Annotated in this window: 18 protein-coding genes; 16 read left to right on the forward strand and 2 right to left on the reverse strand. The window is 46.5% G+C overall.

The features are described from left to right. Positions 1–3: 3 nt before the first annotated feature. Positions 4–708 (reverse strand): hypothetical protein, encoded by a 705-nt coding sequence (locus GWR21_RS29995; protein ID WP_162335372.1) that lies wholly within the window; start codon positions 706–708, stop codon positions 4–6. Between the two features lie 185 nt (positions 709–893). Here GWR21_RS29995 and GWR21_RS30000 point away from each other — a divergent pair, with 185 nt between their 5' ends. The 3 genes from GWR21_RS30000 (at position 894) to GWR21_RS30010 (ending at position 3032) form a co-directional block, all read left to right on the forward strand. Beyond that, complete coding sequence (locus GWR21_RS30000) at positions 894–1241, forward strand: hypothetical protein (protein WP_162335373.1); 348 nt, start codon at positions 894–896, stop codon at positions 1239–1241. Positions 1242–1294: 53 nt separating this feature from the next. Next, positions 1295–2131 carry a PIN domain-containing protein gene (locus tag GWR21_RS30005; protein ID WP_162335374.1) on the forward strand — a complete coding sequence of 279 codons (837 nt, stop codon included), beginning with the start codon at positions 1295–1297 and terminating at the stop codon, positions 2129–2131. A 70-nt stretch (positions 2132–2201) separates the two neighbouring features. After that, a complete protein-coding gene (locus GWR21_RS30010; protein ID WP_162335375.1) occupies positions 2202–3032 on the forward strand; it encodes a class I SAM-dependent methyltransferase in 831 nt (276 codons plus the stop codon). A 194-nt stretch (positions 3033–3226) separates the two neighbouring features. Here GWR21_RS30010 and GWR21_RS30015 read toward each other — a convergent pair whose 3' ends face one another. Beyond that, complete coding sequence (locus GWR21_RS30015) at positions 3227–3493, reverse strand: hypothetical protein (protein WP_162335376.1); 267 nt, start codon at positions 3491–3493, stop codon at positions 3227–3229. Positions 3494–3686: 193 nt separating this feature from the next. On the opposite strand from GWR21_RS30015, the gene GWR21_RS30020 reads away from it, so the two are divergent. From GWR21_RS30020 to GWR21_RS30080, 13 genes are all read left to right on the forward strand, one after another. Further along, positions 3687–4016, forward strand: a complete 330-nt coding sequence (locus tag GWR21_RS30020) for a Bor family protein (protein ID WP_162335377.1) — start codon at positions 3687–3689, stop codon at positions 4014–4016. Between the two features lie 26 nt (positions 4017–4042). Further along, the gene (locus GWR21_RS30025) at positions 4043–5554 is read left to right on the forward strand and encodes an FAD-binding protein (RefSeq protein WP_162335378.1); all 1512 of its coding nucleotides are present in this window, start codon (positions 4043–4045) and stop codon (positions 5552–5554) included. 307 nt (positions 5555–5861) lie between these two features. Continuing rightward, positions 5862–6656 carry an MlaE family ABC transporter permease gene (locus GWR21_RS30030; RefSeq protein WP_162335379.1) on the forward strand — a complete coding sequence of 265 codons (795 nt, stop codon included), beginning with the start codon at positions 5862–5864 and terminating at the stop codon, positions 6654–6656. 1 nt (position 6657) lies between these two features. Further along, a complete protein-coding gene (locus GWR21_RS30035; protein WP_238430084.1) occupies positions 6658–7431 on the forward strand; it encodes an ABC transporter ATP-binding protein in 774 nt (257 codons plus the stop codon). Between the two features lie 3 nt (positions 7432–7434). Further along, positions 7435–8454, forward strand: coding sequence for an MlaD family protein (locus GWR21_RS30040; RefSeq protein ID WP_162335380.1), 1020 nt, complete (start codon positions 7435–7437; stop codon positions 8452–8454). Positions 8455–9038: 584 nt separating this feature from the next. Further along, the gene (locus tag GWR21_RS30045) at positions 9039–9581 is read left to right on the forward strand and encodes a sigma-70 family RNA polymerase sigma factor (protein ID WP_162335381.1); all 543 of its coding nucleotides are present in this window, start codon (positions 9039–9041) and stop codon (positions 9579–9581) included. Between the two features lie 99 nt (positions 9582–9680). Continuing rightward, entirely contained in the window at positions 9681–10652 is a 972-nt protein-coding gene (locus GWR21_RS30050; protein WP_162335382.1) for a FecR family protein, read from the forward strand. A gap of 55 nt (positions 10653–10707) precedes the next feature. Beyond that, the gene (locus GWR21_RS30055; protein WP_202929014.1) at positions 10708–14196 is read left to right on the forward strand and encodes a SusC/RagA family TonB-linked outer membrane protein; all 3489 of its coding nucleotides are present in this window, start codon (positions 10708–10710) and stop codon (positions 14194–14196) included. A gap of 11 nt (positions 14197–14207) precedes the next feature. Continuing rightward, positions 14208–15716, forward strand: coding sequence for a SusD/RagB family nutrient-binding outer membrane lipoprotein (locus tag GWR21_RS30060; protein WP_162335383.1), 1509 nt, complete (start codon positions 14208–14210; stop codon positions 15714–15716). 28 nt (positions 15717–15744) lie between these two features. Next, positions 15745–17259, forward strand: coding sequence for a DUF5689 domain-containing protein (locus GWR21_RS30065; protein ID WP_162335384.1), 1515 nt, complete (start codon positions 15745–15747; stop codon positions 17257–17259). Between the two features lie 98 nt (positions 17260–17357). Beyond that, complete coding sequence (locus GWR21_RS30070; RefSeq protein WP_238430086.1) at positions 17358–18764, forward strand: calcineurin-like phosphoesterase C-terminal domain-containing protein; 1407 nt, start codon at positions 17358–17360, stop codon at positions 18762–18764. A 254-nt stretch (positions 18765–19018) separates the two neighbouring features. Next, positions 19019–25558 carry an Ig-like domain-containing protein gene (locus GWR21_RS30075; protein WP_162335386.1) on the forward strand — a complete coding sequence of 2180 codons (6540 nt, stop codon included), beginning with the start codon at positions 19019–19021 and terminating at the stop codon, positions 25556–25558. Positions 25559–25582: 24 nt separating this feature from the next. Beyond that, positions 25583–26551, forward strand: a complete 969-nt coding sequence (locus GWR21_RS30080) for a PorP/SprF family type IX secretion system membrane protein (RefSeq protein WP_162335387.1) — start codon at positions 25583–25585, stop codon at positions 26549–26551. Position 26552 lies beyond the last annotated feature (1 nt).

Raw genomic sequence — 26552 nt, forward strand, 5'->3', positions numbered from 1 at the left:
TTTTCAGGTTACGTTGTTAAGGTAATGTAGTTTATTGTTTTTTTCATATTCATCAGTTTTGCCATCACCGCATCCTTCTCCTCCGCCACAGCTGCTTTCATAACTGCTGCTACTGGCACTGTGCGACCTGCCGTATCCATTTTGACGGTTGTCGGATGCGCGGTGTTCACCGGAGCAGCATTGTGCTGATTGAAAGGGAGAGGCATCTTCATGGAACCAGCAGATAGCGTTCAGCTCAGTTTGTTTCAGTTTGTGTTGCAGATAGCGGGAGAGGGCGGGCAGTATACAGGCGGTATAGACAGCGAAGAAGATGATGAACGCCGGACCATTGATGAAATAAGAGGTAGGTTGCCGGAATACGAATATGCAGAAGGCGAAAGTAAGCAGGAGATAAGCCGTAAAGGCGATGGTCATTTTCGTGCACCAGGTAAACGGAGGGGCTTTGATCGGCGGGATCTTTTTCCCGGGAGGAGGCCAGATGTCTGTTGGAGGCCATGTTTTATCTACTATTTGCGGTGGTGCAGCGCCTGTTGGAGATACACTACATAGCAGCAGGAATTTTTTGTGTTCTGATAATGCGCGTGCTGTAAATGCGGTTGTCCAGTTTTGTGAAGAGGTTGTTTTTGGGGCGAAGGAGTCAGTGGCGGTGCCATCATCGAAAGTAAAGTGTCGTAGTTTGTTCCAGCGGGTCTGATATGCTTTTAACATAGGTTAAACGAGTACCTTCACAATGTAAATTAGGGGGATTTTTCGATATCTGTTCATTTTGTTCAACTTTATTTTTGGTGTTTTAGGTTAGCCATTCTATCTGCTTGTAAATAAATTGAATACCAGTTTTGTTCAGTGTGCGTGGCGAGGTGTGCTTTATGTAGTTTTATGGGAAATTATAAAAGATGATCAGATTTGTTATTACAAAAAAGGCAGAGAATAACTATGCATTTGACCTACGGCCTGAGATAGGGGAACGTTTTATTCAAAGTGTCAGGTTCCTAAATGAAGATGCCTGCCGGAGAGCGCTGGCAGATTTTAGAAATGAGGCGCAGTTAGAAGAAACTTATGTGCGTTCGACTACGATTCAGGGGGATAGATTTTATTTTACAATGGTTACCTATACTACGCTTACAGCGAGAAGTAGTGTTTTTAATAGTCCCGAAGCAAGGGAAAGCGTTATAGAGACAATGAAAAAGTATGTGGCTGATGCGCCCATTGATCCTGTAGTGGTGGATAGGTGTAAAGTATAGTACCATTTTTTGCGCCATTATTTGTTAACCATTATATCAATGTTCAGATTGTTATGAAAATCTTTATTGATACCAATATTTTTCTTGATTTCTATCGCTCGAATAATGATACCATAAAACTTTTAGAGACACTTGATAGATATTTTGATAGTATAGTTTTAACGGAGCAGGTTGTTATTGAATTTGCCCGTAGCAGGGAGGCCGTTATCAGAGATGTCAGAAAGCGTTTTCTGGCTGAAGGTACCTTACAACAGTTTTCGAGTTCTTTTCTTCACAGTTTTTCTGAGTTTAAAAAACTGATCATGCTGAGAGGACAATATGATGAGCAACAGAAAGAGGTAAGGAATATCATAGACAAGGCGATCATAGCTGAGGGAGAAGACCCGGTTACTTTTTTCTTTAACGAGTTTGTTAATCATTGTGACAGCAAAAATGCTATTCTGAATGTTACGCCTGAAATTGTCACAAAGGCATACAACCGTAAAATGATGGGTAGCCCCCCTGTTAGTAAGGACAGGTATTCGATTGGAGATGAGATCAATTGGGAAATAATATTAGCCAATGTAAGGGATAACCTGATATTGGTTACACGAGATAGCAGTTATCAGGAGAATTTTAATTTTCTGGATTTCGATTTCCTTCAGGCTTCTGGTAGCAAGATTGTTAAAGTGACCGATAAAATTTCAGATGCTCTTCAGTTAATTGACGGGATGGCCAATCCTGCATTTAAGGCACTGGAAGAACAAATGTTGAAAGATATCCGTTATCTGAATAACTACTGGAGGACACCAGTAGAGAAAGACAAACCTATATTTTCCCATGAGCTTCAGTCGGACGAAGAAAGTGTAAAGTTGCCCACTACACCGCCGGATTTTGATATGGGTGAATAATCCAAAGCATACTAAAAAGACTTGCAGTTTTTCCGGAAAATCAACAATTTTGCCGTTCTATAACCAGAATATGAAGACGGCTAATTTAGTCAGCAAAACACTTGAGCAGTTTTATTCAGAAACTTACGAGGAGATCCGACTGGAAGTGGGATTAGGTCCACTCGAATTTGAACGCAATAAGGAACTTATTCAACGGTTCCTGCCGGCAAGAACAGGCGTCGTCGCAGACGTAGGAGGTGGTCCGGGTGCATATGCTGCCTGGTTGGCCAAAGCCGGTTATGACGTTTACCTGTTCGACCCTGTGCCCAAACACATAGAACAGGCCACAAAAAAAGCGGCTAAATATAAGAAGCATCCATTCAAGGCTATCCTGGGCGAGGCCCGGAATCTGGAACTGCCTGACAGTGCTGTGGATGTGGTAATCCTGCACGGTCCACTATACCATTTACAGGAAAAGTCCGATAGGATCGCGGCGCTTAGAGAGGCATACAGGGTACTGAAACCGGGAGGCGTGCTGCTCGGCTTTGCTATTAACCATACAGCCTCTACCCTCGTTGGGTTGGCGAATGGTCATATTCATGACAGAGCGTTCCTGGATATGTGTAAGGAAGAACTGTCCAGTGGTCTGCACAATGCGCCCCACAACTGGCCGGGTATCCTGCCAGAAGCGTATTATCATAAGCCATCGCAGCTGGTGGCAGAGGTAAAGGCTGCTGGCTTTGACCATCTCGATACTTTTGCTGTGGAGGGGGTGATCTGGATGGATAGTAAGTATTTTGAGAACAGGGCCGACGAGGTGAAGAAACAGCAGCAGATGGAATTACTGAAGGCAACAGAGAATAATCCGGAGATGCTGTCAATGAGCCCGCATATGATGATTGCAGGGCGCAGACCAGCGTGAGGCATAGGGTATTCCTGTAATCGTATAACGAGCTGTTTTTCACAGCGTAACATGCTATAGATGATAGGAAATGACTGTGGACGTAAAAAGGTCTGTATTGAGATGACCGCTCAGGTAGTGGTACAATAACAAACAGGAAAGACTGCTTTTAAGCAATCTTTCCTGTTTATCTTCATATGCAGTACCTTATGTTCTCAGGAGGCTACTGCAGGTGGTTCCGGTACAACCGCCGGTTGCGGCTGCGCTTCATTATGCTGAATAATATTTTTCGCTGCCTTTTTAGTCTCTTTGTCGTGTTGCTTTTTCAATAGGTCTTTGTAGAATACAGCCAGTTTGTCGAGCTGCTTATCCAGATATTCCTCCATCTTTTCCTTACTCTTTCCGCTTAATCCGTCCAGCTGGGCCATCATTACAAAGGAAAGGCGTTTTTTGAGATCCTTTTTATCAACTTTGTGTTTCATACAGCAAATGTAACCGCTGTGCCGCCGGGAGTCAATTGATAAACCCTCAGAATAAATGTACAAAACATGGTTTTGGCCGGATGGGGCGGCAGCCAGCGTACCGTAATCAGGTATTTCCACCTGAACTTTTCCGCTGCTTAATAGTTACTTTAGTAGAAATAATCTTACCATGCGTTGCCCCCAATCCCACAACATGTTCAGAGCCGGTCTGCTGTCTCTGATATTGCTATGTTTCGGTAGCTGTTATTCATATCGGATAGCCACCCATGCCTTATCTTCTACAGGAGCTTCCCCCCGAAACAAGATCCGGACCTGTAGTCTCTTCTGGGGATTGATCAATAAACCACAGATCATTCAAACGCCGGTATGCGACTCATTGGGTGTCAATGGGGTGGCCGAAGTAAAAGTGAAGAATAACCTGGGTAACGCCTTACTGACAGTTTGTACACTGGGTATTTATTGTCCGCTTACATTGGAGTGGCAGTGTGCAACTCCTTGCACACCAACAGCCGATCCGCTGTAATATTCCTCACCCCAAAATTATCCGTTATGAAAATTATCAGGAATGGTTCATTCTCCTGGAGTAATGAGCATGGTACTTTTTCACAGCCTGTAAAAGACCTGTATGATCTTGCCAATGAAACGACTGGTACTGCCCTGGAGATCTACAACGATACCACCAAAGGTATACAGCAGATCATCCGTGAGGCTATACAGAGTAATACGCCGTTAAGAGCCCTGGGGGGAAGCTGGTCTTTCACGCCTATTGCTGCAAGCCGGGGCATTATTCTAAACACCAAACCACTGAATATCCGCTTTCCCGTCTCTTCCACCAGTGTTTCTCCCCGGTATAAGGGAGATCCGAAGTACCTGTGTCTCGCCCAATGCGGCAACCGCATCTGGGAACTGAACAAGTATCTGCATGGACGGGGGCAATCATTGTCTTCCAGTGGGGCCAGTAACGGACAAACCATTGCCGGCGCAATAGCCACGGGAACACATGGCGCGGCACTGGATTTTGGTGCTTTGCAGGAAAATGTTGTGGCGCTGCATATCATTACAGGGCCGGACAGTCAGCTATGGCTGGAGCGGGCTTCCTACCCGGTAATGGGGGATAGCTTTGCCGACAGGCTGGGAGCGGACCTGATGCGGGATGATGAGGTGTTTGATGCTGCATTGGTGGGCGTAGGCGCTATGGGATTTGTGCATGGTGTAATGATAGAAGCGGTAGACGATTTTCTGCTGGAGTCCTATCAGCGGCGGGTGCCATATGATGACGCCCTGATCCGGCAACTGACACTCCTGGATTTTTCCAATCCTCACTTACCCTGTCCAGGGGAGCGCCCGTTCCATATGCAGATGATGATTAACCCCTATGATATGAAGAACGGTGTATATGCGACCACCATGTATAAACGGCCTTACAAGGAAGGCTATACGCCCCCTAAGCCCAATGGCGCGGGTATCGGCCCGGGAGATGATGCTCCCTGTTTTATCGGAAAGCTGGCAGGTATTATCCCCGGGGCTGTACCCATGCTGGTAACGAAGGTACTGGGCGAGAGCCTCAATATACACGAACAGCAATTTGGCCGGTTAGGAGAGATCTTTAATAATACCACGCTGAGAGGAAAGATTGCCAGTGCTGCCGTCGGAATACCGCTTACAGCTGTAACACAGGTCGTGCAGACCCTGATGGCTGTGAATGAGTCTGATGGACCTTTCGTCGGGTTGTTTGCCTTTCGTTTTGTGAAGTCTTCTCCTGCTACGCTGGCATTTACACGATTTGCACCTGTTACCTGTGTAATGGAACTGGACGCGGTCCTGACTCCGGAAACACAGCGTTTTTACGACGCCGTCTGGGATAAGCTGGAGCAGTTACAAATACCCTTCACATTCCACTGGGGAAAGATGAGTACGATCCATCCTGACCGGCTCCGTCGCATGTATGGTGACAGTCTTGATAAATTCCTGCTTGCAAGGTCAAGGATCATTGAACCTGCTACAGCTGGTATCTTCAGCAATGACGTCATGCGGTCATGGGGTATTGACCCGGTAAGCTAACCTGTACCAGCCAGTTACGTCTGCTGTAAGACTTGTCCGGCCGTAGTCAAAGTTGCACACAACGGCTGAACGGTGTGCAACTTTAGCTACATGTTTATTTGTATTACCAATCTTTTCCATACACCTGCATTTAAATTTTTATTATTAAATAGTTATATATGCAATCCTATTGCGGATAAGTCCGTATCTTGGAATTTTACCTGAAATTTGCCCATAGGTAACCGGGTGGTTTAACAAATGAGAACTAAAATTGTATTTAGTAATGAATAACAGGCGGCTTATCTTAGCAAATTCTTAATAACAACGAATGGACTCAAACATCGAACAACCGGAAAAGCCAGTCATATCGAAAGGTATTGACGGTTTTTTCAAAGACATTTACAACATCTTTCTATTCATCGCCAGGATCTTTACGGAGGCCTTCAAACGGCCTATAGAGATACGTGAAGTGATTCGTCAGTGTTATCAGGTGGGATATAAGTCGCTGGCGCTGATCACCATGACCGGCTTCATCACTGGTCTTGTATTTACAAAACAATCCAGACCGTCACTTTCTGAATTTGGTGCGACCTCCTGGTTGCCTTCGCTGATCGCTATTGCAGTGATCAGGGCACTGGCGCCGCTGGTAACAGCACTGATCTGTGCCGGTAAAGTTGGGTCCAGTATCGGTGCCGAGCTAGCCTCCATGCGTGTAACAGAGCAAATTGATGCCATGGAGGTTTCTGCTATTAATCCATTTAAATTTCTTGTCACTACCCGGGTAATGGCCACTACCATCTCCATTCCTATCCTGGTAGGCTATACTGGTCTCGTAGGTTTATTAGGCTCCTACCTCGATATCCATCTGAACGAGCAAACGTCTTTTGTCAGTTTTTTTCAGGAAGCATTTAAGAATATATCCTTTCTGGACTTTATCACTACGGGCGTCAAGGCCGTCGTATTTGGCTTTACAATTGGCGTGGTGAGTAGTTACCAGGGTTATCATGCTACACAGGGTACCCAGGGGGTAGGTAAAGCAGCGAACATCTCAGTGGTAATTTCTATGTTCCTGATCTTTATCGAAGAGATATTTATTGTTCAAATTGCCAATTCTATCCGTTAATATGAAGTCATTTACGCCGGAAATAAATATGAACGAGAAAGTGATTGATATCCATGACCTCTATAAGTCGTTTGGTAGCAATCACGTTTTGCGTGGTATTGACATCACCGTGCACAAAGGTGAGAACGTGGTGGTATTGGGCCGTTCCGGTACCGGTAAGTCGGTCTTGATCAAAATTATCGCAGGACTGCTAAAGCCGGATGCCGGTTTCGTAAATGTGCTGGGTAAGGAAGTCGATAAACTCGGCACACAGGACCTGCGTGAACTCCGTCTGAAAGTAGGGTTCTGTTTTCAGAATGGTGCCTTATATGACAGTATGACCGTAGGGGAAAACCTGGCTTTCCCACTGAAACGAAATACGCCGAAGATCACCAACGAACAGGTAAGAAAAATGGTGAATGTGACCCTGGAAGCTGTTGGCCTGGCAAAAACCATTGACCAGATGCCTTCAGAATTATCCGGTGGACAGCGTAAACGTATCGGTATCGCCCGTACACTGATCCTCCGTCCGGACATCATGTTATATGATGAACCGACCGCCGGCCTGGACCCCATCACCTGTACTGAGATCAATAATCTGATTAACGAAGTACAACGCCGCTTCCATACAAGTTCAATTATCATCACCCATGACCTTACGTGCGCCAAAGACGTAGGCGATAAGATCGTCGTGATGAAAGAAGGAAAGTTTGTAAAACAGGGCACCTTTGATGAGGTATTCAGCACCAAGGATGAACTCATCAATGAATTTTATGACTATAATTTTATACAGTAAGATATGAAAGAAACAAGCAACAGACGCTCTGTAATAGTAGGCATTTTTATATTTATAGGCTTGCTGATCGTTATAGTAGGCGTACTTACACTTGGAGGACAAAAGAAGGCATTTGTTAGCGCAATCAGAGTGACTGCTACTTTCTCTGACATCGGCGGCGTTCAGACTGGCAACAACGTCTGGTACTCTGGTGTGAAAGTCGGAACTGTTAAGAAGATCACCTTTATGGAGCATGATAAGATACAGGTGGATATGAACATTGAGAAAAGCTCAGCCAAGTTCATACATAAAGATGTATTAGCGAAAGTAGGTTCCGATGGCCTGGTAGGTAACAAGATCATTGCATTGTCCGGCGGCTCTGACGGTACACCGCCTATCGAGGATGGCGATCAGCTCAAAATAGCAGTGGCCATCAGCCCTGATGAGATCATGACCACCCTCCAGGAAAATAACAAACAATTGCTTGTCATCACGGGGAACCTGAAAACCCTCAGCCAGCGTATTGTTGATGGTGAAGGTACGCTTGGTAAACTGGTGACCGACGAGTCACTTTACAATAACCTTGCGCAGACCATGGTAACCTTCGAGAAGGCAGCTAACAATGCCGAGAGACTTACGAAAGGTCTGGCTGATTATGCCTCGAACCTGCGTAGGGAGGGGTCGCTGACAAATGACCTGATCACTGATACAACTGTATTCAGTAATCTGCGTACTGCTGTCGCCCAGATGAAAGATGTGGCAGGTAATGCGAATGTTGTCGTATCTAATCTGAAGAGTACCACTGAAGGACTGAATCAGAATCTGAACAGTGCGACTTCTCCGATAGGGGTGTTGCTGAATGATCCGAAGTCAGGTGAGGACCTGAAACAGACGTTGCGCAACCTGAATGTAAGCACCGGTAAACTGGATGAGGACCTGGAAGCATTGCAGCATAATTTCCTGTTGAGAGGGTACTTTAAGAAAAAGGCGAAGAGAGAAGAAAAAGCCAGGAAGGATAGTATTAAGAATGCGCAGCAACAGTAGTTAATCTTACTGGGATCATATTTATAGAGCCCGTGCAAGCAATCTGCTTGCACGGGCTTTTTTGTTGTTTTTCCTTTAGTAAATGGTTGAAATACAGGTTATCCGGTTAATACCTGCTGTTTATCTGCCATGTATCCGAAAGGTGTTAAAAAAGCACCTGATAGGCTCACTATTCTATTACTAAGAGGGCACCAAAAGGGTACTTCAATATCCATTGGATATCGAAGTGCCCTTTTGGTGCCCTCTTAGTGATACTATATTACCCAATTAGTATGGGTGCCAGGCACAATTGTGATATCCGCCTGAACAGCACCGTTGTTCCGGGAAGACCTCCCCTGAAATATCTACTTAACTTAACAATTACTTAATTCAAACTTAACATTGCCCCTTTATTTTAGCGCCCTGAAAAATAACAGGTACAGCTACCACCTCTGAATTGTCAGGTGAAACATTCATGCCGCTATGTAACGCTGATACGTATATCCCGAACATTGTTCAGGGCTATGCAGTAATGTTCGGACAGGCTTAACATTCCCTTTACAATGACGGTGTACTTTTGTTCCGTAAACACCAGGTAAAAAAAGATGCGAATTAAAACTACATATAGTGCTTCATCTGACCCTGAGATGTACTTTGACAGGCTATTTAAAGAGACCTATGCAAATACTGTCGCATACCTGGAGAAAATCAGCAGTGATAAAGATCTCGCCCGGGACCTTGCACAGGAGGCCTATCTGAAGGTCTGGCAAAAACTGGAACTCCTGCCGGAGGAAGATGAAGAGACGCTGAGATACATTCTGATCATCGCGCGCAACTGTTTCCTTGATCACCTGAAAGGAGTGCTCAGGGAGAAAAAACAACAGGATGCCTACGCCACTGTCTTTATTGAAACAAGTGCTGCCGCCAATCATATGGAAGTAAAAGAACAGCAGCAGATCATCGATCATACCATTAATACACAAGACGAATCCGCACGCCGCTTCTATCTCTTAAACCGCGAGGAAGGTCTTACCTACAAAGAGATCGCCTTACAGGAAGGTGTATCTGAAAAGACCGTTGAACGCTATATCGGAAGAGTACTCCGCACCTTACGTACCCGCCTTGCCAGTTTTATTTTTCTTTGGTAACAATTCCTTAACCTGAAAGCCTGACGGTGCCGTAATCATTTTACTGTTATTATAATAAACTAAGTCAGCTAAATGCATCTACAGTATATCCGGAAACGATTGCAAGATCTCAGCACAGGTAAATTAAGCGCCGCACAAAAAAAGGAACTGCAACAACTATTAGATGCATTGACAGAACATGAGCGCGCTGCATTATTCCCCGTGGAGGAGTATATACAGAAAGCTGATCACCAGTTGCCGGATGAAGAAGTAGGTGCTGCACTCGCCCGTCTGAAACAAACCCTCAAACCAGGTAAGGTCATCCTGTTGGCCCGCTGGCGAAAAGTGAGCCAGTACGCCGCAATCCTGGTGCTGGTAATGGGTAGTACTTTTCTGCTGAGAAAGAATGCCGGCATCTTTATCAGAAAGAGCGGACAGCCAGCAAAACGTTATCATACCATGAAAGTGGCTGATGGCAATCATGCTACACTGGTATTGAAAGATGGTACACGCATCATCATAAACGGGGGCAGTGAACTACTTTATCCTGACAACTTTGATAGTAAGGAGCGTATGGTTTATCTGAAAGATGGCGAAGCTTATTTCGAGATCGCCAAAGACGCAGCACATCCGTTTGTAGTAAAAACGCAACAAATGAGAGTGCGGGTATTGGGAACCTCATTCTCCGTAAGAGATTATAAAGAAGAACATAAGGCTTCCGTTTCGGTCAATAGCGGAAGAGTAGCACTCGAGAGCTTCTTAAAAGCAGGACCATGGCTCGAATTAGTAGCAGGCAATGGATCAGTGTTAGATAAGTATAAAGGGACATTTACAAAACAGGACATCGACATCTCAGCAACAACCGCCTGGATAAGAGGAGAGTTTAATTTCCAGGACGCCACTCTACAGGAAGTATTACATGTATTACAACATAAATATGCGGTACGATTTGAAGTGAAAGATTCAACCATATTGAAACGTAGATTCACTGCTACTTTCAGGAATAACAGTATTAATAATATCATGCAGCAGCTGAAGCTGATGGGTAACATTGAATATACTATTACAGACAACCTAATACAAATACAATAACACTGCCCACTGTGGGGTGTGAACAAATTCGGTACAAAAGCTAAATTATAATTGAATGGACAAAAGTACAAATAAGCGGGGTGGCCCGCTAGGGAATTGCTGTCCGCAACTGAAAGGGATTATCAGGAATGCGGGGCTGCTGGTACTATTATTCCTTACTGCATTCATGCCTGCTTCCTATGCGCAAACGGGCGAAAAAAGGCTTGACATCGCTATGGAAGGTCAGCCGCTGAAAGATGTATTTCAGTTTATCCAGAAGAACACTTCCTTTGTCGTTAACCATAGCGAAGACGAAGTGAACAGCAATATAAAGGTGACAGTAAAGCTGAAAGAGGCCACTGTTCCTGAAATATTGAGAGCTGCCCTGAGCAATACCGAGTACCAGTTTATCCGTAACGGTAACTCATTCGTGATCGCACGCAGACAACCTGATATCGTTATCCGCGGTAAGGTGTCTGATGAAAAAGGTGATGCCCTGATCGGTGTGAATGTACGTCCGAAGAGTGGTAACAGAGGTACTGTTACGAATGCGGACGGACAGTATACCATCTCTGTTCCTGCCGGTGGTACTTCCCTGGTATTCTCCTTCCTTGGATATACCATTCGTACTATACCGGTACATGAAACCCAGACACTCAATGTACAGATGATCCCTGATGCAAAGGCACTGAGCGAAGTAGTCGTTACTACCGCGCTGGGTATCAAACGAGAAGAGAAAGCGCTGGGTTATGCAGCCACTGTTGTTAAAAATGAACAGCTGACGGAAGCTGTTTCCAACAACTGGACGGATGCATTATCAGGTAAGGTAGCTGGTCTGAACCTGGTGAGATCCAATGCGGGTCCTACCGGTTCCAATAAGATCATCCTTCGTGGTGAGAGTAACCTGAATGGTGATAACGAAGCACTGATCGTGGTAGACGGGGTAGTGATCAACCAGAGTAGCGGCCGTCGTAGTGCTATCAGTGGTGAAACGCCATATGGTACCGGTAGTGATAACATGCCGGCTGATTATGGTAGCGGCCTGAATGACATCAACCCGGAAGATATCGAATCTATCACCGTACTGAAAGGCCCCGGTGCTGCGGCATTATATGGCCAGCGTGGTGCAAATGGTGCACTGATCATCACGACTAAATCTGGTAGCCCGAAAAGAAAGGGACTGGGCGTGACTGTCAATTCAAACGCATCTGTTGAACAGGTGAACCGCTGGCCTTCTCTGCAATATGAATATGGCCAGGGCCTGGATGGTGCTGCCTATTATTCCTATGGCGCTTCTGCTGATGGTGCAAGCACGAGTGGTACCAGCTCTGCATATGGTCCGCGTTTCGAAGGACAAAAGTTTTTTCAGTATGACCCTGTTACACAAACAGTGGGTAAGGAAAGAACACCATGGGTACCGTATAAAGATCAGCTGCAGCAGTTCTTCAATGTAGGTCAGACCTATACCAACTCTGTAAGCCTGGACGGTGGTACTGATAAAACAACGGCGCGTTTCTCCTTCACGAATGTGAGCAATAAATGGATCATTCCGAATACCGGTTATGGCCGTAATACAGTAGCCATCTCCGTTAACTCAAAGGTGAACGACAAATTACAGATTTCTTCCAAAGTGAACTATACAAACAAATTCAGTGATAACCTGCCAGGTTCCGGTTATGGTAACCAGTCTTTAATGTACTGGTACATCTTCTGGCAGCCAAATGCTAACCTGGACTGGCTAAGAGATTACTGGGGTAATGGCATGGAAGGTAAACAGATCAAGTATCCGTTCAGTTCCTTCCCCGAAAACCCGTATGCGGTGGCGTATGAGTTCCTGAATGAAACCAACCGTCATGGCATCACCGGTAACGTACAGGCAACCTATAATATCGTGAAGGGGCTGAGTCTGCAGGTAAGAACATCTATTGACTTCGCCAATGAACACCGTGAGCAGAAACGTCCGTATGATGCGGGTGCCAAGTTCCAGAGAGGCAGCTACCGTACACAGAACATCTTTGGTATGGAATCCAGCACAGACTTCCTGTTGAAATATGACACGAAGCTGGCAAGAGAACTCACCTTATCTGCAACAGCTGGTGGAAGTACGCTGAAGAACACCTACAACAAAGATGAGGTGCGTGCTGACTCCCTCACTTATCCGGGTATCTACAGTATGTCGAATGCTGCTGGTCCATTAGTGACAATGCCTTACAGATCCAGATATGCATTCAATAGTGTATACGGACTACTGGCCCTGGGTTATAAAGAGTTTCTTTTTGTAGACTTCACTGCGCGCCAGGACTGGGCCAGTACACTCGCCACACCGCGTCGTACAACTAACGCGGGCTTCTTCTATCCTTCAGCTAACACCAGCTTTATTATATCCGAAGCGTTCAAAATGCCAGGAGAAATAAGCTACGCTAAAGTAAGGTTCTCTGCTTCTGCTGTAGGTAGTGGTGGTACGACCGCTTACCAGACGGCCTATGTGTATCAGTCTGCAGGTAGTTTATATAGTGGCGGTCTGGAAAATCCTGCAGGTTTGGCCAATCCTAACCTGAGACCTCTCAGAACGATCTCTTATGAAGCGGGTGCAGTAGCCAAATTCTTCCACAACCGTGTAGGTTTCGATCTGACATTGTACAGAGGCTTATCGAGAGATCAGCACCTGAACCGAATTGTTGACCGCGCTTCTGGTTATACTACCGTACTGGTGAATGCCGGTGAGGTAAGCAATAAAGGCATTGAGCTGGCATTGAATGGTATGCCAGTGTCGACAAAGAATTTTAAATGGACGACCAATGTAGTCTTCTCTGCTAACCGTAACAGGATCGAGAAACTGGTGGATAGTTCACTGGTACTGAAAACTGGTTACGTAGGTGGTGGTCAGATCGTAGCACAGGTAGGTGGTAGTATGGGTGACCTGTATGGTCGTGGTTATCAGCGTGCTCCCGACGGACAGGTTATCTATGATAAAACAACCGGTGTCGCACTGATCACAGAAGGTGTTAAATATCTGGGTAATACCATTCCTAAATGGAAACTCGGTTTCAGCAATGATTTCAACTACAAACAGTTCCATCTGAGCCTGCTGTTCGATGCGCAGTATGGTGCGGTAGCACACTCACTGATGCATTACAAACTGGCAGAACAGGGTAAAACAACTAACACCCTGCCCGGCCGCTACAATGGTATCATTGGTAATGGTGTGATAGCAGATGGAGATGGTAAGTATAAAAAGAATGATGTTATCGCTACAGATATCGATGAATACTACCGTTCTCATTATGGTGTAGACAACGCAGAAGGCAGCACTTTCCGTACTGACTTTATCAAGTTCAGGGAAGCGCGTCTCGATTATACACTGCACCCTAAAGTGGCAAAGCGTATGGGCTTCCAGCGTGCGACGTTCGGTGTATACGGCCGTAACCTGTTCATCTGGTCTCCATGGCCAATGTTCGATCCTGAATTCGGTACTATTACCGGAACTGATATCGTACAGGGTTTTGAAGTAGGACAGTTCCCTTCTACCCGTACAATGGGCGCTAACCTGGTACTTGTATTCTAATCCAAAAAGTAATGAAGCACATTATAAATAAAATATCAGCTGTCATCGTGATGGGAAGTATGTTGTTCTCATCCTGTACAAAAGACTTTACAGCAACCAATACCGATCCTAACGGCACACCGACAGCATTGCCGCAGCAGCTGATGGCGCCGGCACTGGTGGGAACGCTGGGGTATAACATGCTCCGTAACCGCAACTTCAACAATGAACTGATGCAGGTAACGGTAGATGCGAGTGATGCAGAAGGTAAGGTGTTCAGATATGATTACCGCGCCACCTGGGCCGACTATCTGTACAATGGTCTGTATTCCGAACTGACCAACTTTAAGGATATGTATAAAGTGGCCAGTCAGCCACTGAACTACAACAAATCCTATATGGGTATCTCTGTTATCTGTCAGTCATGGGTCTATTCCATCCTGACAGATACTTATGGAGACATACCTTATTTCCACTCCAACGAGGCAAGGGACAGCGCTATCTATGAACCAGCCTTTGATGCGCAGAAGGATATCTATATGGATATTTTCAACAAACTGGATTCTGCCAATACCTGGTTGTCTGCAGGTACTGCCATCAATGGCGGCGGCGACCCTGTGTATGGTGGTGTGGTAGCTAACTGGCGCAAGTTCGGTAACTCACTGTATTTACGTTTGCTGCTGAGGGTTTCCGGCAAATCAGAAATGACGGAGTTCTGTAAGGCGAAGATCAGGCAGATCGTAGAGACGACCACTTATCCTATTATGGCCAGCAACGCAGAATCGGCTATTCTGAGGTGGACAGGTGTTGGTCCGCTGACGTCTCCATATATCGGTGTGAGAGAGCAGGACTTCAGATCGCCTGGTATTGCCAGCTTCTTCATCGATAACCTGAGCTCCTGGAATGACCCGCGTATCGATATCCCTACCTATGGAACCAGTAGTATTAACAGATGGGGTATTGCACCTTATTCTGGTTCCTACCAGGGTATTCCCAGTGGGTATGCGCCCGGAGAGAATCCTGTGAAGAAATGTTATTTCTATTCCAATACCTCTGCTGTGTCACTGATGACAGAGCCGATGACCGGTATGATGATGAACTATGCGGAAGTGAAGTTCATCCTGGCAGAAGCAGCTATCAGAGGATGGATCACAGGATCAGCAGAGACTTACTATAACGACGGTGCATTGAACAGTATTACCTTATGGTTGCCTAACTATGCGGTGCCTATTAAGGACTTCCTGACTGCCGCGGATATTGAGTGGGACGATAAGCTGTCATTTGAGGATAAGATGGAACGTATTCACAAACAGAAGTATTATGCCTTGTTCCTGACAGATATGCAGCAGTGGTTTGAATATCGTCGTACTGGTCACCCGTACCTGCCAAAAGGTGCAGGTCTGAAGAATGGCGGTGTGATGCCAGCGAGAATGACCTACCCTGTGTATGTGCAGTCCACCAATCCGACAAATTATAAACTGGCAGTTGCCAGACAGGGGGCAGATCAGATCTCTACCCAGGTTTGGTGGCAAAAACCATAATTGATCATTCAATACGAAAAATACTGTCATGAAAAAGATATTCTTATACGCTTTCTATTTAACATCATTCATCTCCCTGGGGGGATGTGTAAAGGATACTTATCCGGGCGCTGAGATAAGTCCCTATATCGCCATATTCGACATCAGGAACCTGTACAGGGGTGAAGACCTGGTACTGAACAGAGACAATATGAAAGGGGGTACACGCCTGGCTGCGATGGTCGTATCCGATCATTCAGGTGGTAACCTGCCGGAGGGCCTGCTGGTAGTGCAGGACGCCCGCCGCTTATCTGCCCTGCGTGGTATCTCTATTCCGCTGGGCGCAGATGCTGCTTCCTTCGTGCCGGGAGATTCCGTTATCATACATGTGGAAGGTAAAACACTATCGAGAGTAAATGGCATCCTGGAGATCAAGGGGGTAACCAGGGGCGATATAGAGAAAGTATCTTCCGGTAATGAGATACCTATTAACCGTGTAACGATCGGCCAGATGCAGACCAGTCCTGATACGTATGAGAGTACATTGTCAGTGATCGTAAAAGGGACATTTGATCCGCTGCCAACGCCAACGGATGTACTATCCGGAGATAAGACCCTGAATGATGGTTTTGGTGATATTATCTTACATACGGAAGCAGCTGCGTCTTTCGCAAAAGACCCTGCTTTCGTGAATGCCAACTATTTTGGGATCGTATTCAATACACAGGTGAAGGAAGGACAGCTGGTGCCACAGTTCAGGGTACGTACCGGTGCGGATGTAAGGAAGCTTAGCTCTGATATACAGGTGGCTCCGGTACTGATCACTGGTTTCATGAGTGATGTGGCAGGTGGTGATGGTAACTATGAATATGTGCAGCTGATGGCGACAACGGATATCGACTTCGCAGCGACACCATATGCAGTGGTTGTAACGAATAATGCCAATGCATCTACACCTACGGGCTACCCTTCGCAGGGCTGGGCTACCGGTAATATGCGAACCTACAAATTTAGCCTGAGCCAGGGGAAAGCGGCGAAAGGTACTTTCTTCTATGTAGGGGGTGCCGGTAAAAAGATCAATGGTTCCGGTTCTACAGACATGGCAACGTCCAACTGGGTGAGAGCATTTGACTACACTAAGAATGATGGTGATGGTTTCGGCCTGAAGACAGGCGGTCTGCTGCCTAATAGTGGTAACGCTTCTGGTATAGCCGTATTTAAGGACTCTGCCGTGACAGTCAATTCTACACCGGTAGATGTGATCTTTATCGCCACAGGCGGTAGCCTGTATCAATCGGGTAAAGGTTACCGTATAGCCAACACCGATTTCTATGATATCATTAACCCGATCACCATGGCACAACAGCCGTTCTACAGACAGGGATCTAATACACTCAGCCTGGTTTACAACACAGCTGACCTGGGCTATTTCAATATGCTGGGTGGTATGTACAATCCGGCTTTGGGTAAGTGGGTAAGGGCAAGAGCACAGAACAACAGACTGCTTACTAAATCTTCTCCGCTTTCAGATATTGAAGGCGAAGGCGCTACAGTTCTTAAATAAAAGATTAAACAGTTATGACGCTTAACAGACGAAAATTCCTAAGGAATCTTGGTATTACGGGATCACTGCTCACAGTGCCTTCGGTAATGCTGAACGCAATGCCATTATTCAAAAAAGGTAACATTGACCTTTCCAACATCACGTTAAAGGGAAAAGTGCAGAGCAATGGTAAAGGTATTCCCGGCGTACAGGTCACAGACGGTATCAATATCGTACTGACTGACAGGAATGGCGATTACCTGCTGCAAAGCAATGCGACTGCGGAGTTTGTATATATCAGTGTACCAGCGGGATATGCGTTTCCGGAAGAAAAGGGCATCGCAGCATTCTATAAGCCACTGACGAAAGGTAATGCGGTGATAAAGCATGATTTCAGCCTGGAAAGACTGAAAGTGGACGACCGCAAACATACGTTTGTAGTCTGGGCGGACCCACAGGTGAAATCAAAGAAAGATGTGGAGCAGTTAATGAGCCAGTCAGTACCGGACCTGCAGGCATTGGTGAAATCCTATCCTAAAGACACGTTGCTGCATGGTATCGGTTGTGGAGACCTGGTTTGGGATGAGTTTGAACTGTTTGCCGATTATAAAGAAGCGGTGTCTAAATCTGGTATTCCCTTCTTTAACGTGATCGGCAACCATGATCTGGATATCGAAGCCCGTACAGATGACGGATCTGCCAATACCTTCAAAAAACAGTTCGGTCCTACGTATTATTCCTATAACAGGGGAGAGGTGCACTATATCGTACTGGATGACGTCTTCTTTGTAGGTGCTGCTAAAAGCTACATCGGTTATATCACGGAGAATCAGTTGCAATGGCTGGAACAGGACCTCGCAAATGTGAAACCAGGTAGCCTGATCGTGCTGAGTACACATATCCCGACCTTCACAGGTCAGCAGAGACGGAACGGAAAACCGGAGGAAATAGGTGGAGGTACCGTTGCCAACAGAAAACAGCTGTACAAGATGCTGGCTCCTTTTAAAGTACATATCATGAGTGGACATACGCACTTTAATGATAACTGGGAAGAGGGAGATATCATGGAGCACAACCATGGTACGGTATGTGGTGCATGGTGGACCGGTCCGATCTGCGGAGATGGTACACCAAGTGGTTATGGTGTATACGAAGTAGATGGTACAGATATCAAATGGTATTATAAATCAACCGGCTTACCAAAAGAAACCCAGCTACGTATCTATCCGAAAGGAAAAATAAAGGAATCGCCTGATGAGATCTCAGCTAATGTATGGAACTGGGATAGCAAGTGGAAAGTGGAATGGTATGAAGATGGTGTATTAAAAGGCCCTATGGAGCATCGTGTGGCTTACGATCCATGGGCAGTAGAACTGTATTTAGGTCCAACGCTTCCTAAAACCCGTAAGTTTGTAGAGCCTACACTCAACGATCACATGTTCTTCGCCAAACCTTCACCTGATGCGAAGAAGATCACGGTGAAAGCTACCGATAGATTCGGTAACGTTTACGAAGAATCCATCTGATAACAATGTTTCAATTTTTCAGAAAAGGCGGGTCATGACAATGGCCTGCCTTTTTCTGCTATAATATATTGAGTTAATGAGTTATATTTGCGCCATCGAGTACTTGGATGTCGATTGAGTGGGATACACTATCGGCATTTTTTTATGGGCATTGTTCGGAAAGATCATAATGTTCTATCCCTTATTCAAGTAGGGGAGGTACTTCCTTATATCTTTGAATACACTACATGCAGCAGTTGTAAACTGAAACACCTATGAATTCATTTTTCAGTAGGGCACTATCGGGCATATGTCTGATGCTCTTCCCCATTCTTGTGTACGGACAGTTACCTTACAGTCCCTGTAGTCCGACAGGAGGAAAAAAGGCCGATGTTCTCGGCGTAGAGACAAAATACCGGGCCCCTGGAGGAGCCGCCCCCACCTTCACCATCCCCGCAGGCACGAAATCCATTGTGGTGTATGTTGCTTCGGAAACTGGTATTAGCACAGCCCCGGCAAATAACATTGACACATTAAGGGGCGACGAGGATTTCATTACGATCAATGCCATTATTGACATCCCCACCAATACTTCCTCCGGTTTCCTGAACTATGCGAAGAATACCAACACCAACGGTTCGGGTACAAACGTATATGGCTGGAAAAAGGCACCACTGGGCGCACTTATCCCTAATGCAAGTAAGATAGGTGATGCATTACCCGACCTGAACAACGTTCGGTTCTCCATTACAGGTAACACGCTGACCATTGCCGAAAATGCGACGGGTATCCACTCTTCCTTCCATGTTGAATACCTTTCCCCCACCACTAACTCCCTGAATCCTTTACCTACTGTTATACGAAGTCTGCTACATGGTGCTGCTGCTGCCAACACCGACCTTGTGGTACCTATTCCGGCAGGAACACAGCTGATCAGTATATCCGCTAAGGGTAGTAACACCAGTAATGCGGACCTGAACAGTGTTAACGGAACGGAAGAAGGATATTCCAACCTGCATTTCCTCGTAGATGTAGATAAAGCCCGGATCGATGGTTTCGCTACACTGGCGAATGGTGGTTCTGAAGACAGACGGTCAACATATGTTATCAGTAACAAGCCAATAGCCGCAACCGGTACTTTGCTGACTTCCGGTGTTATCACCGGCGACTATACGGCAAAGAATACTGATCCGGGTGCAGTAGGTGTATATGACATGGAGTTGTATGTAAGTGGTGGCGACCTTGTCATTAAACGTAATGCCAGTTATGCCCGCGACTTTGATGATTCCTATGTACTGGAGTTTTATACAAGAACCGGACAGGGGATGAGTGCGGAGTTCATTGATTCGGATATCCGCAATATCGTAAGTGGTTCATATCCTGCCGCCGGAGAGACCAGGACATTTAAAATTCCTTCCGGTACCAACTTCATTTATTTCAATCAGACAGCCAACGCGATCAACTTTAACTTTGAAAGTAATGAGAACCCGCTGGCGTCTTATGCATATATAGATCTGCAGAAAGAAACAGCTACTGGTTATTACTACCAGCAGGTAGGTTCTTCTTCCGGTACAGGCAGACGTGAAGATAACTTTGCGTTCCGTGATGTGCCACTGGATAGTACCAGCACTAAAGCACATGCGAATACCGTTGGCTTCAAAGCGGGGTATCCGTATGATCTCACTTTCAAGCTGTCGGCCGATAAAAGTGAATTAATTGTTACCAACAAAACCGGTCTGGCCAACCAGACGTATCAGTTCCTGTTATCAGCTGATTTCTATGGTGCGCGTCCGGATGTAGCCTTTAATCCGGCTAACATCACGTTTACCAAAGGGGCTAACTGTAACATGGTAAAGGCCCATGTACAGATCTGCAACCCCGGTTCCGGTAATAATAATGGTGGTATGCCGATCGCTTTCTATGAAGGTGATCCGACGACAGATGCAACAGCGAAGCTGTTATTTGTAGGTACTATACCTACACAGATTAAAATGGGAAACTGTGCTGACTTCACGTTTGACCTGGATCTGAGCGGAAGAAGCAACCTGAATATCGGTATCTCTATGATCCTGAATGATAATGGTTCCTTTGTTCCGGGTGGAGCAGGAAGTGCCGTGGGTACGCCTTTCGCACTGAGTAGCCTGGCCACTCAGCATCAGTTCTATACGGAGTGTTACTATGATAACAACCTGTTCAGCACAGTATTGAACGTGAATAACTGTCCGGTACTGGACCCTGACCCTAACCATAGTTCTGGTGCTGCAGGCAATTACAGTTACCTGACTACCTATAACGCAGGCGGTCCTGGTGTGAAGATCACTGATACCGATCTGACGATCATTGATCCTGATGGGGGCACAATCGCTTCTGCGACGATCGTCCTGTCCAATCATCCGGATGGTGCGCTGGAAGGACTGCATATCAATGGTACGTTGCCGGCAGGTATTATCGCTACAGGTGATAGCACCGGTACGATCGTACTTACAGGTGCCGCGTCCCAGGCTGATTACATCGCTGCCATCGGATTAATCGAGTATTATAACAGGAACCTGACACCTGATCAGACCGATCGCACTATTCTTACTACCCTGAATGATGGTACAGAGAATGGCCCGGTGGCAACGACCACTGTCCAGATCCTGACTGAACCACGTGTAGCCGTATTTGGTAACGACACGAAGATCCAGGACAACAGTACTACCACCAATACGGCCGATGGTACTGATTTCGGTGTGGTGGCGATCGGTTCGGCTGCTACAGAACACAGATTTGTGGTATCGAATGTGGGAACGGGGGCGCTGAATGTCATTAGCTCACCAGCAGTTGATATTGCAGGTGATCCGGGATTCACTATTACCGCGCAACCCGGTACGAACACACTGAACGGCCATGATTCAGCTGCTTTTAAGATCAGCTTTGACCCTGCTGCACATACAGCAGGTACCTATACAGCCACCATTACTATTCTGAGTGATGATGCAGATACGGATGCTGCTAGTTACACCTACACGGTAAGTGTTGTGGTGCACAACCTGCCGACTGTATCCAATAGCACTGTCAATGTGGATGAAGACAATACATTAAGCTTTGCTGCGACAGATTTTACCAGCAATTATAGCGATATAGATGCCGCTGCACTGACTACAGTAAAGATCAATACCCTGCCTGCCAATGGGACATTTGAACTGAATGGTGTAGCTATACTGGCCGGACAGGAAGTCACTGCTGCAGACCTGGCAAATATCACATTCATTCCGGCCGCTAACTGGAATGGTACCACTTCTTTTGAATGGGTTGCTGCAGATGATCATGCGTATGCTGCTACGGCGGCAACAATGACGATCGTTGTCGCCCCGGTTAATGATGCCCCTGTTGCTACTGTACCAGCAGGTATCAGTGTAACAGAAGGTACACCGGCCAATATCACTGGCGTTTCATTTGCGGACGTGGATGCTGCAAATAATACAGTAACAGTTACGATATCCGTTCCGGAGGGTAGCCTGGCGGCTACTACAGGTGCGGGTGTAACTGTAGGGGGGACTGCTGGTGCGCTGACATTAAGCGGTACAGTAGCAGATATCAATGCATTTATCGCAGCTGGTAATGTGGCCTACGCTACTATCTTAAATCCTTCAGCAACAGTCACCGCTACTGTTAATATTAATGACAATGGTAACACCGGCAGCGGTGGAGCCCTGCAGGATACAAAGACATTCCCGCTGAATATCACGAAAGTCAATACTCCTCCGACAGGAACTGGTGATACAAAAACAACTCCCCGTAATACGCCGGTAAATGGTGCTGTAACGGGTAATGATGTTGATGGAGATCCACTGACCTATACGAAAGCAACTGATCCATCTAATGGCTCAGTGACTGTGAATCCTGATGGCACCTATACTTATACGCCGGCCGCCGGTTATGTAGGCAATGACAGCTTTACTGTTGATATTGCCGATGGTCAGGGTGGTTCGACCACTGTAACCGTTAGTATCACTGTGACTCCGCCGCCGAATAACCCGCCAACGGGTGCAGGTGACACGAAGACGACCGTTCGTAATACACCGGTAAATGGTGCCGTGACCGGTAGTGATGTGGATGGGGATGCGCTGACCTTTAACAAAGCAACAGATCCGGCTAATGGCTCAGTAGTTGTAAATAACGATGGCACTTATACCTATACGCCGGCAACTGGTTATACCGGTCCCGATACTTTCACTGTTACGATCTCTGATGGTAAAGGTGGTACAACTAATGTAACCGTAAATATCACGGTAACGGCTCCGCTGAATAACCCGCCAACGGGTACAGGTGACACGAAGACAACCGTTCGTAATACACTGGTAAGTGGTGCCGTAACCGGTAATGATGTAGATGGGGATGCACTGACCTTTACCAAAGCAACAGATCCAGCTAATGGCTCAGTAGTTGTAAATAACGATGGCACTTATACCTACACACCGGCAACTGGTTATACCGGTCCCGATACTTTCACTGTTACGATCTCTGATGGTAAAGGTGGTACAACTAATGTAACGGTAAATATCACGGTAACGGCTCCGCTGAATAATCCGCCAACGGGTACAGGTGACACGAAGACAACCGTTCGTAATACACCGGTAAATGGTGCCGTGACCGGTAGTGATGTGGATGGGGATGCGCTGACCTTTACCAAAGCAACAGATCCAGCTAATGGCTCAGTAGTTGTAAATAACGATGGCACTTATACCTATACGCCGGCAACTGGTTATACCGGTCCCGATACTTTCACTGTTACGATCTCTGATGGTAAAGGTGGTACAACTAATGTAACCGTAAATATCACGGTAACGGCTCCGCTGAATAATCCTCCGACCGGTACAGGCGACAGTAAGACAACTACACGAGACACACCTGTGAATGGTGTGGTAACAGGTAGTGATGCAGATGGTGATGTATTGACCTTTGTCAAGGCAACGGATCCTGTTCATGGTTCCGTTACTGTAAATACGGACGGTACTTATATTTATACCCCTGCAGCTGGTTATACCGGTACGGATAACTTCACCATTACGATCAGCGATGGTAAAGGTGGTACGACTAATGTAACCGTGAATATCACTGTTACACCGGTTGTTACGCCACCGGTGAACAATCCTCCGACCGGTACGGGCGATACTAAAATTACCAACCAGGATACGCCTGTAAATGGCGTAGTGACCGGTACAGACGTAGACGGTGACGCACTCACTTTTACGAAAGCTACTGACCCTGCGCATGGTTCCGTGATCGTACATGCCGATGGTACCTATACTTATACGCCAGCTACTGGTTATGTAGGGAATGACAGCTTCACGATCACTATCTCAGATGGGAAGGGTGGTACTACTACGGTAACGGTAAATGTTATTGTTACTGCTCCTGCAAACAATCCTCCGACCGGTACGGGCGATACTAAAATTACCAACCAGGATACGCCTGTAAATGGCGTAGTGACCGGTACAGACGTAGACGGTGACGCACTCACTTTTACGAAAGCTACCGACCCTGCGCATGGTTCCGTGATCGTACATGCCGATGGTACCTATACTTATACGCCAGCTACTGGTTATGTAGGAAATGACGGTTTCACGGTCACAATTGCTGATGGTAAGGGTGGTAGCACGACCGTGACCGTTAACATCACGGTTACGCCGGTAGTAACACCTCCGGTTAATAATCCGCCAACAGGCACTGGTGATAGCCAAACCACTAATCAGGATACACCAGTAAATGGTACAGTAACCGGTACAGACGTAGACGGTGACGCACTGACCTTTACGAAAGCCACTGACCCTACCAACGGTACTGTGATCGTAAACGCCAATGGTACCTATACTTATACACCGGCAACTGGCTACATAGGCAATGACAGCTTCACGATCAATATTGCTGATGGCAAAGGCGGTAGCACAACCGTAACCGTTAATATTGCGGTAACGCTGGTAGTAACACCTCCGGTTAATAATCCGCCAACAGGTTTCGGTGATTCTAAATCAACACCTGAAGGCACCGCGGTATCTGGTAAGGTAACGGGTACTGATGTCGATGGTGATGCACTGACCTTTATGAAGGCAACTGAACCTGCACACGGTACTGCTGTTGTCAATCCCGATGGCACCTATACCTACACACCTGCCACAGGTTATACCGGACTGGATAACTTCAATATCACTATCAGTGATGGTAAGGGTGGTACGGCTACCGTGACCGTCAATATCAATGTAATGCCGGTGATACAGGATCCGGTAGCCGTGAATGACAGAGCGGAAACCAAAGCCAATACGCCTGTTACAGTGAACGTACTGGATAATGATGATGCCCGTAATGCCACACTCGACGTAACCACTGTCACCATCGTCGGTGGACCTGCACATGGTACTGTCAAAGTGAATGAAGATGGTACCATAACCTATACTCCTGATCCTGGTTATACCGGTGAAGAGACCTTTACTTACCAGGTGAAGAATACGAATGGTCAGGCGAGTAACGTGGCTACTGTTGCCATCACCATCACTGCCACCAGCATCAACGTACCAAATCTTTTCACGCCGAATGGCGACGGTAAGAATGACTTCTTCGAGATCCGTGGACTGAACCAGTATGCGGAAAATGAGCTGATCATTGTGAACCGCTGGGGTAACGAAGTATACAGAACAAGAGGTTATCAGAATACCTGGAAAGGTGACGGATTGAATGAGGGGACCTATTACTACGTGCTGCGTATCAGACGTAACAGCACAACAGAATGGGAAGTGATGAAAGGATACGTTACACTGATCAGGGCTTTTAAATAATAATGTGAACCACAGACCTTTACTATGAAAAAGATATTTTTGATAGCTGGACTGCTGACATCATTTGGACTGACTGTGCATGCCCAACAGGATGCACAGTATAGCCAGTATATGTTCAACGGTATTTATATTAATCCCGCTTATGCCGGTTATAAGGAGGCATTGAACCTGCATGCTTTTTACCGTAATCAGTGGACGGGCATGACGGGGGCTCCGAAGAGCTTTTCCCTGGCTGTAGACGCAGTCGCCAATGATGGCAACGTCGGTCTTGCATTTCAGGTATCGAGTGATAAACTGGGGGCGCAGGATAACCTGTCCGCCTATGTTAGTTATGCTTACCGCCTCCGGTTGAACAGGGAGGGTACCTCACGCCTTTCCTTCGGTCTGAGTGCAGGGCTGCTGCAAACCGGTATTAACGGCTCGGAACTGAATCCAAATGATCCGGAGACAGACATGCCGGCCGGCCTGCACAGGCTCACCCCTGATGCGAGAGCAGGTATTTTCTTTGCGAATGAGCGGTATTATGCCGGTTTTTCTGTTGACAACCTCGTTGTACAAGCTTTCGACAATAAAGGCCGCTTTCTATATCTGCCACAAACAAAACTGCACTACTACCTGACTGCTGGCACCCTCATTCCGCTGAATGAAGACTTTCAGCTGAAGCCGTCCTTCCTTTTAAAGGATGACCGTGGTGGACCTACCAGTCTTGACCTGAACGCATTCCTGCTCATCAAAGAGATGGTATGGATCGGCGGTTCCTACCGTACGGGGCTTAAGATGTACGATAAGGACTATCTGCAGAAAAACCTGATGTACCGCAACGCGGCCGTGGCTGCGGCGGAGATCTTCCCTGTGCCTAATCTGCGCATCGGCTATGCCTACGACTTTTCTGTTGGTCCGCTACAGAGCTATAGCGGAGGTACACATGAAATATCTGTAGGGTTCACATTCAACAAACAAAACATCAGAATGGCCACGCCAAGGGTATTCTAAT

It is taken from the genome of Chitinophaga agri (genome assembly GCF_010093065.1).
GTDB lineage: Bacteria > Bacteroidota > Bacteroidia > Chitinophagales > Chitinophagaceae > Chitinophaga > Chitinophaga agri.

What these genes read in the sequence shown, in the direction of transcription:
- GWR21_RS29995 (WP_162335372.1), bottom strand. Translation starts at nt 708, where the DNA reads ATGTTAAAAGCATATCAGACCCGCTGGAACAAACTACGACACTTTACT.
- GWR21_RS30000 (WP_162335373.1), top strand. Translation starts at nt 894, where the DNA reads ATGATCAGATTTGTTATTACAAAAAAGGCAGAGAATAACTATGCATTT.
- GWR21_RS30005 (WP_162335374.1), top strand. Translation starts at nt 1,295, where the DNA reads ATGAAAATCTTTATTGATACCAATATTTTTCTTGATTTCTATCGCTCG.
- GWR21_RS30010 (WP_162335375.1), top strand. Translation starts at nt 2,202, where the DNA reads ATGAAGACGGCTAATTTAGTCAGCAAAACACTTGAGCAGTTTTATTCA.
- GWR21_RS30015 (WP_162335376.1), bottom strand. Translation starts at nt 3,493, where the DNA reads ATGAAACACAAAGTTGATAAAAAGGATCTCAAAAAACGCCTTTCCTTT.
- GWR21_RS30020 (WP_162335377.1), top strand. Translation starts at nt 3,687, where the DNA reads ATGTTCAGAGCCGGTCTGCTGTCTCTGATATTGCTATGTTTCGGTAGC.
- GWR21_RS30025 (WP_162335378.1), top strand. Translation starts at nt 4,043, where the DNA reads ATGAAAATTATCAGGAATGGTTCATTCTCCTGGAGTAATGAGCATGGT.
- GWR21_RS30030 (WP_162335379.1), top strand. Translation starts at nt 5,862, where the DNA reads ATGGACTCAAACATCGAACAACCGGAAAAGCCAGTCATATCGAAAGGT.
- GWR21_RS30035 (WP_238430084.1), top strand. Translation starts at nt 6,658, where the DNA reads ATGAAGTCATTTACGCCGGAAATAAATATGAACGAGAAAGTGATTGAT.
- GWR21_RS30040 (WP_162335380.1), top strand. Translation starts at nt 7,435, where the DNA reads ATGAAAGAAACAAGCAACAGACGCTCTGTAATAGTAGGCATTTTTATA.
- GWR21_RS30045 (WP_162335381.1), top strand. Translation starts at nt 9,039, where the DNA reads ATGCGAATTAAAACTACATATAGTGCTTCATCTGACCCTGAGATGTAC.
- GWR21_RS30055 (WP_202929014.1), top strand. Translation starts at nt 10,708, where the DNA reads ATGGACAAAAGTACAAATAAGCGGGGTGGCCCGCTAGGGAATTGCTGT.
- GWR21_RS30060 (WP_162335383.1), top strand. Translation starts at nt 14,208, where the DNA reads ATGAAGCACATTATAAATAAAATATCAGCTGTCATCGTGATGGGAAGT.
- GWR21_RS30065 (WP_162335384.1), top strand. Translation starts at nt 15,745, where the DNA reads ATGAAAAAGATATTCTTATACGCTTTCTATTTAACATCATTCATCTCC.
- GWR21_RS30070 (WP_238430086.1), top strand. Translation starts at nt 17,358, where the DNA reads ATGCCATTATTCAAAAAAGGTAACATTGACCTTTCCAACATCACGTTA.
- GWR21_RS30075 (WP_162335386.1), top strand. Translation starts at nt 19,019, where the DNA reads ATGAATTCATTTTTCAGTAGGGCACTATCGGGCATATGTCTGATGCTC.
- GWR21_RS30080 (WP_162335387.1), top strand. Translation starts at nt 25,583, where the DNA reads ATGAAAAAGATATTTTTGATAGCTGGACTGCTGACATCATTTGGACTG.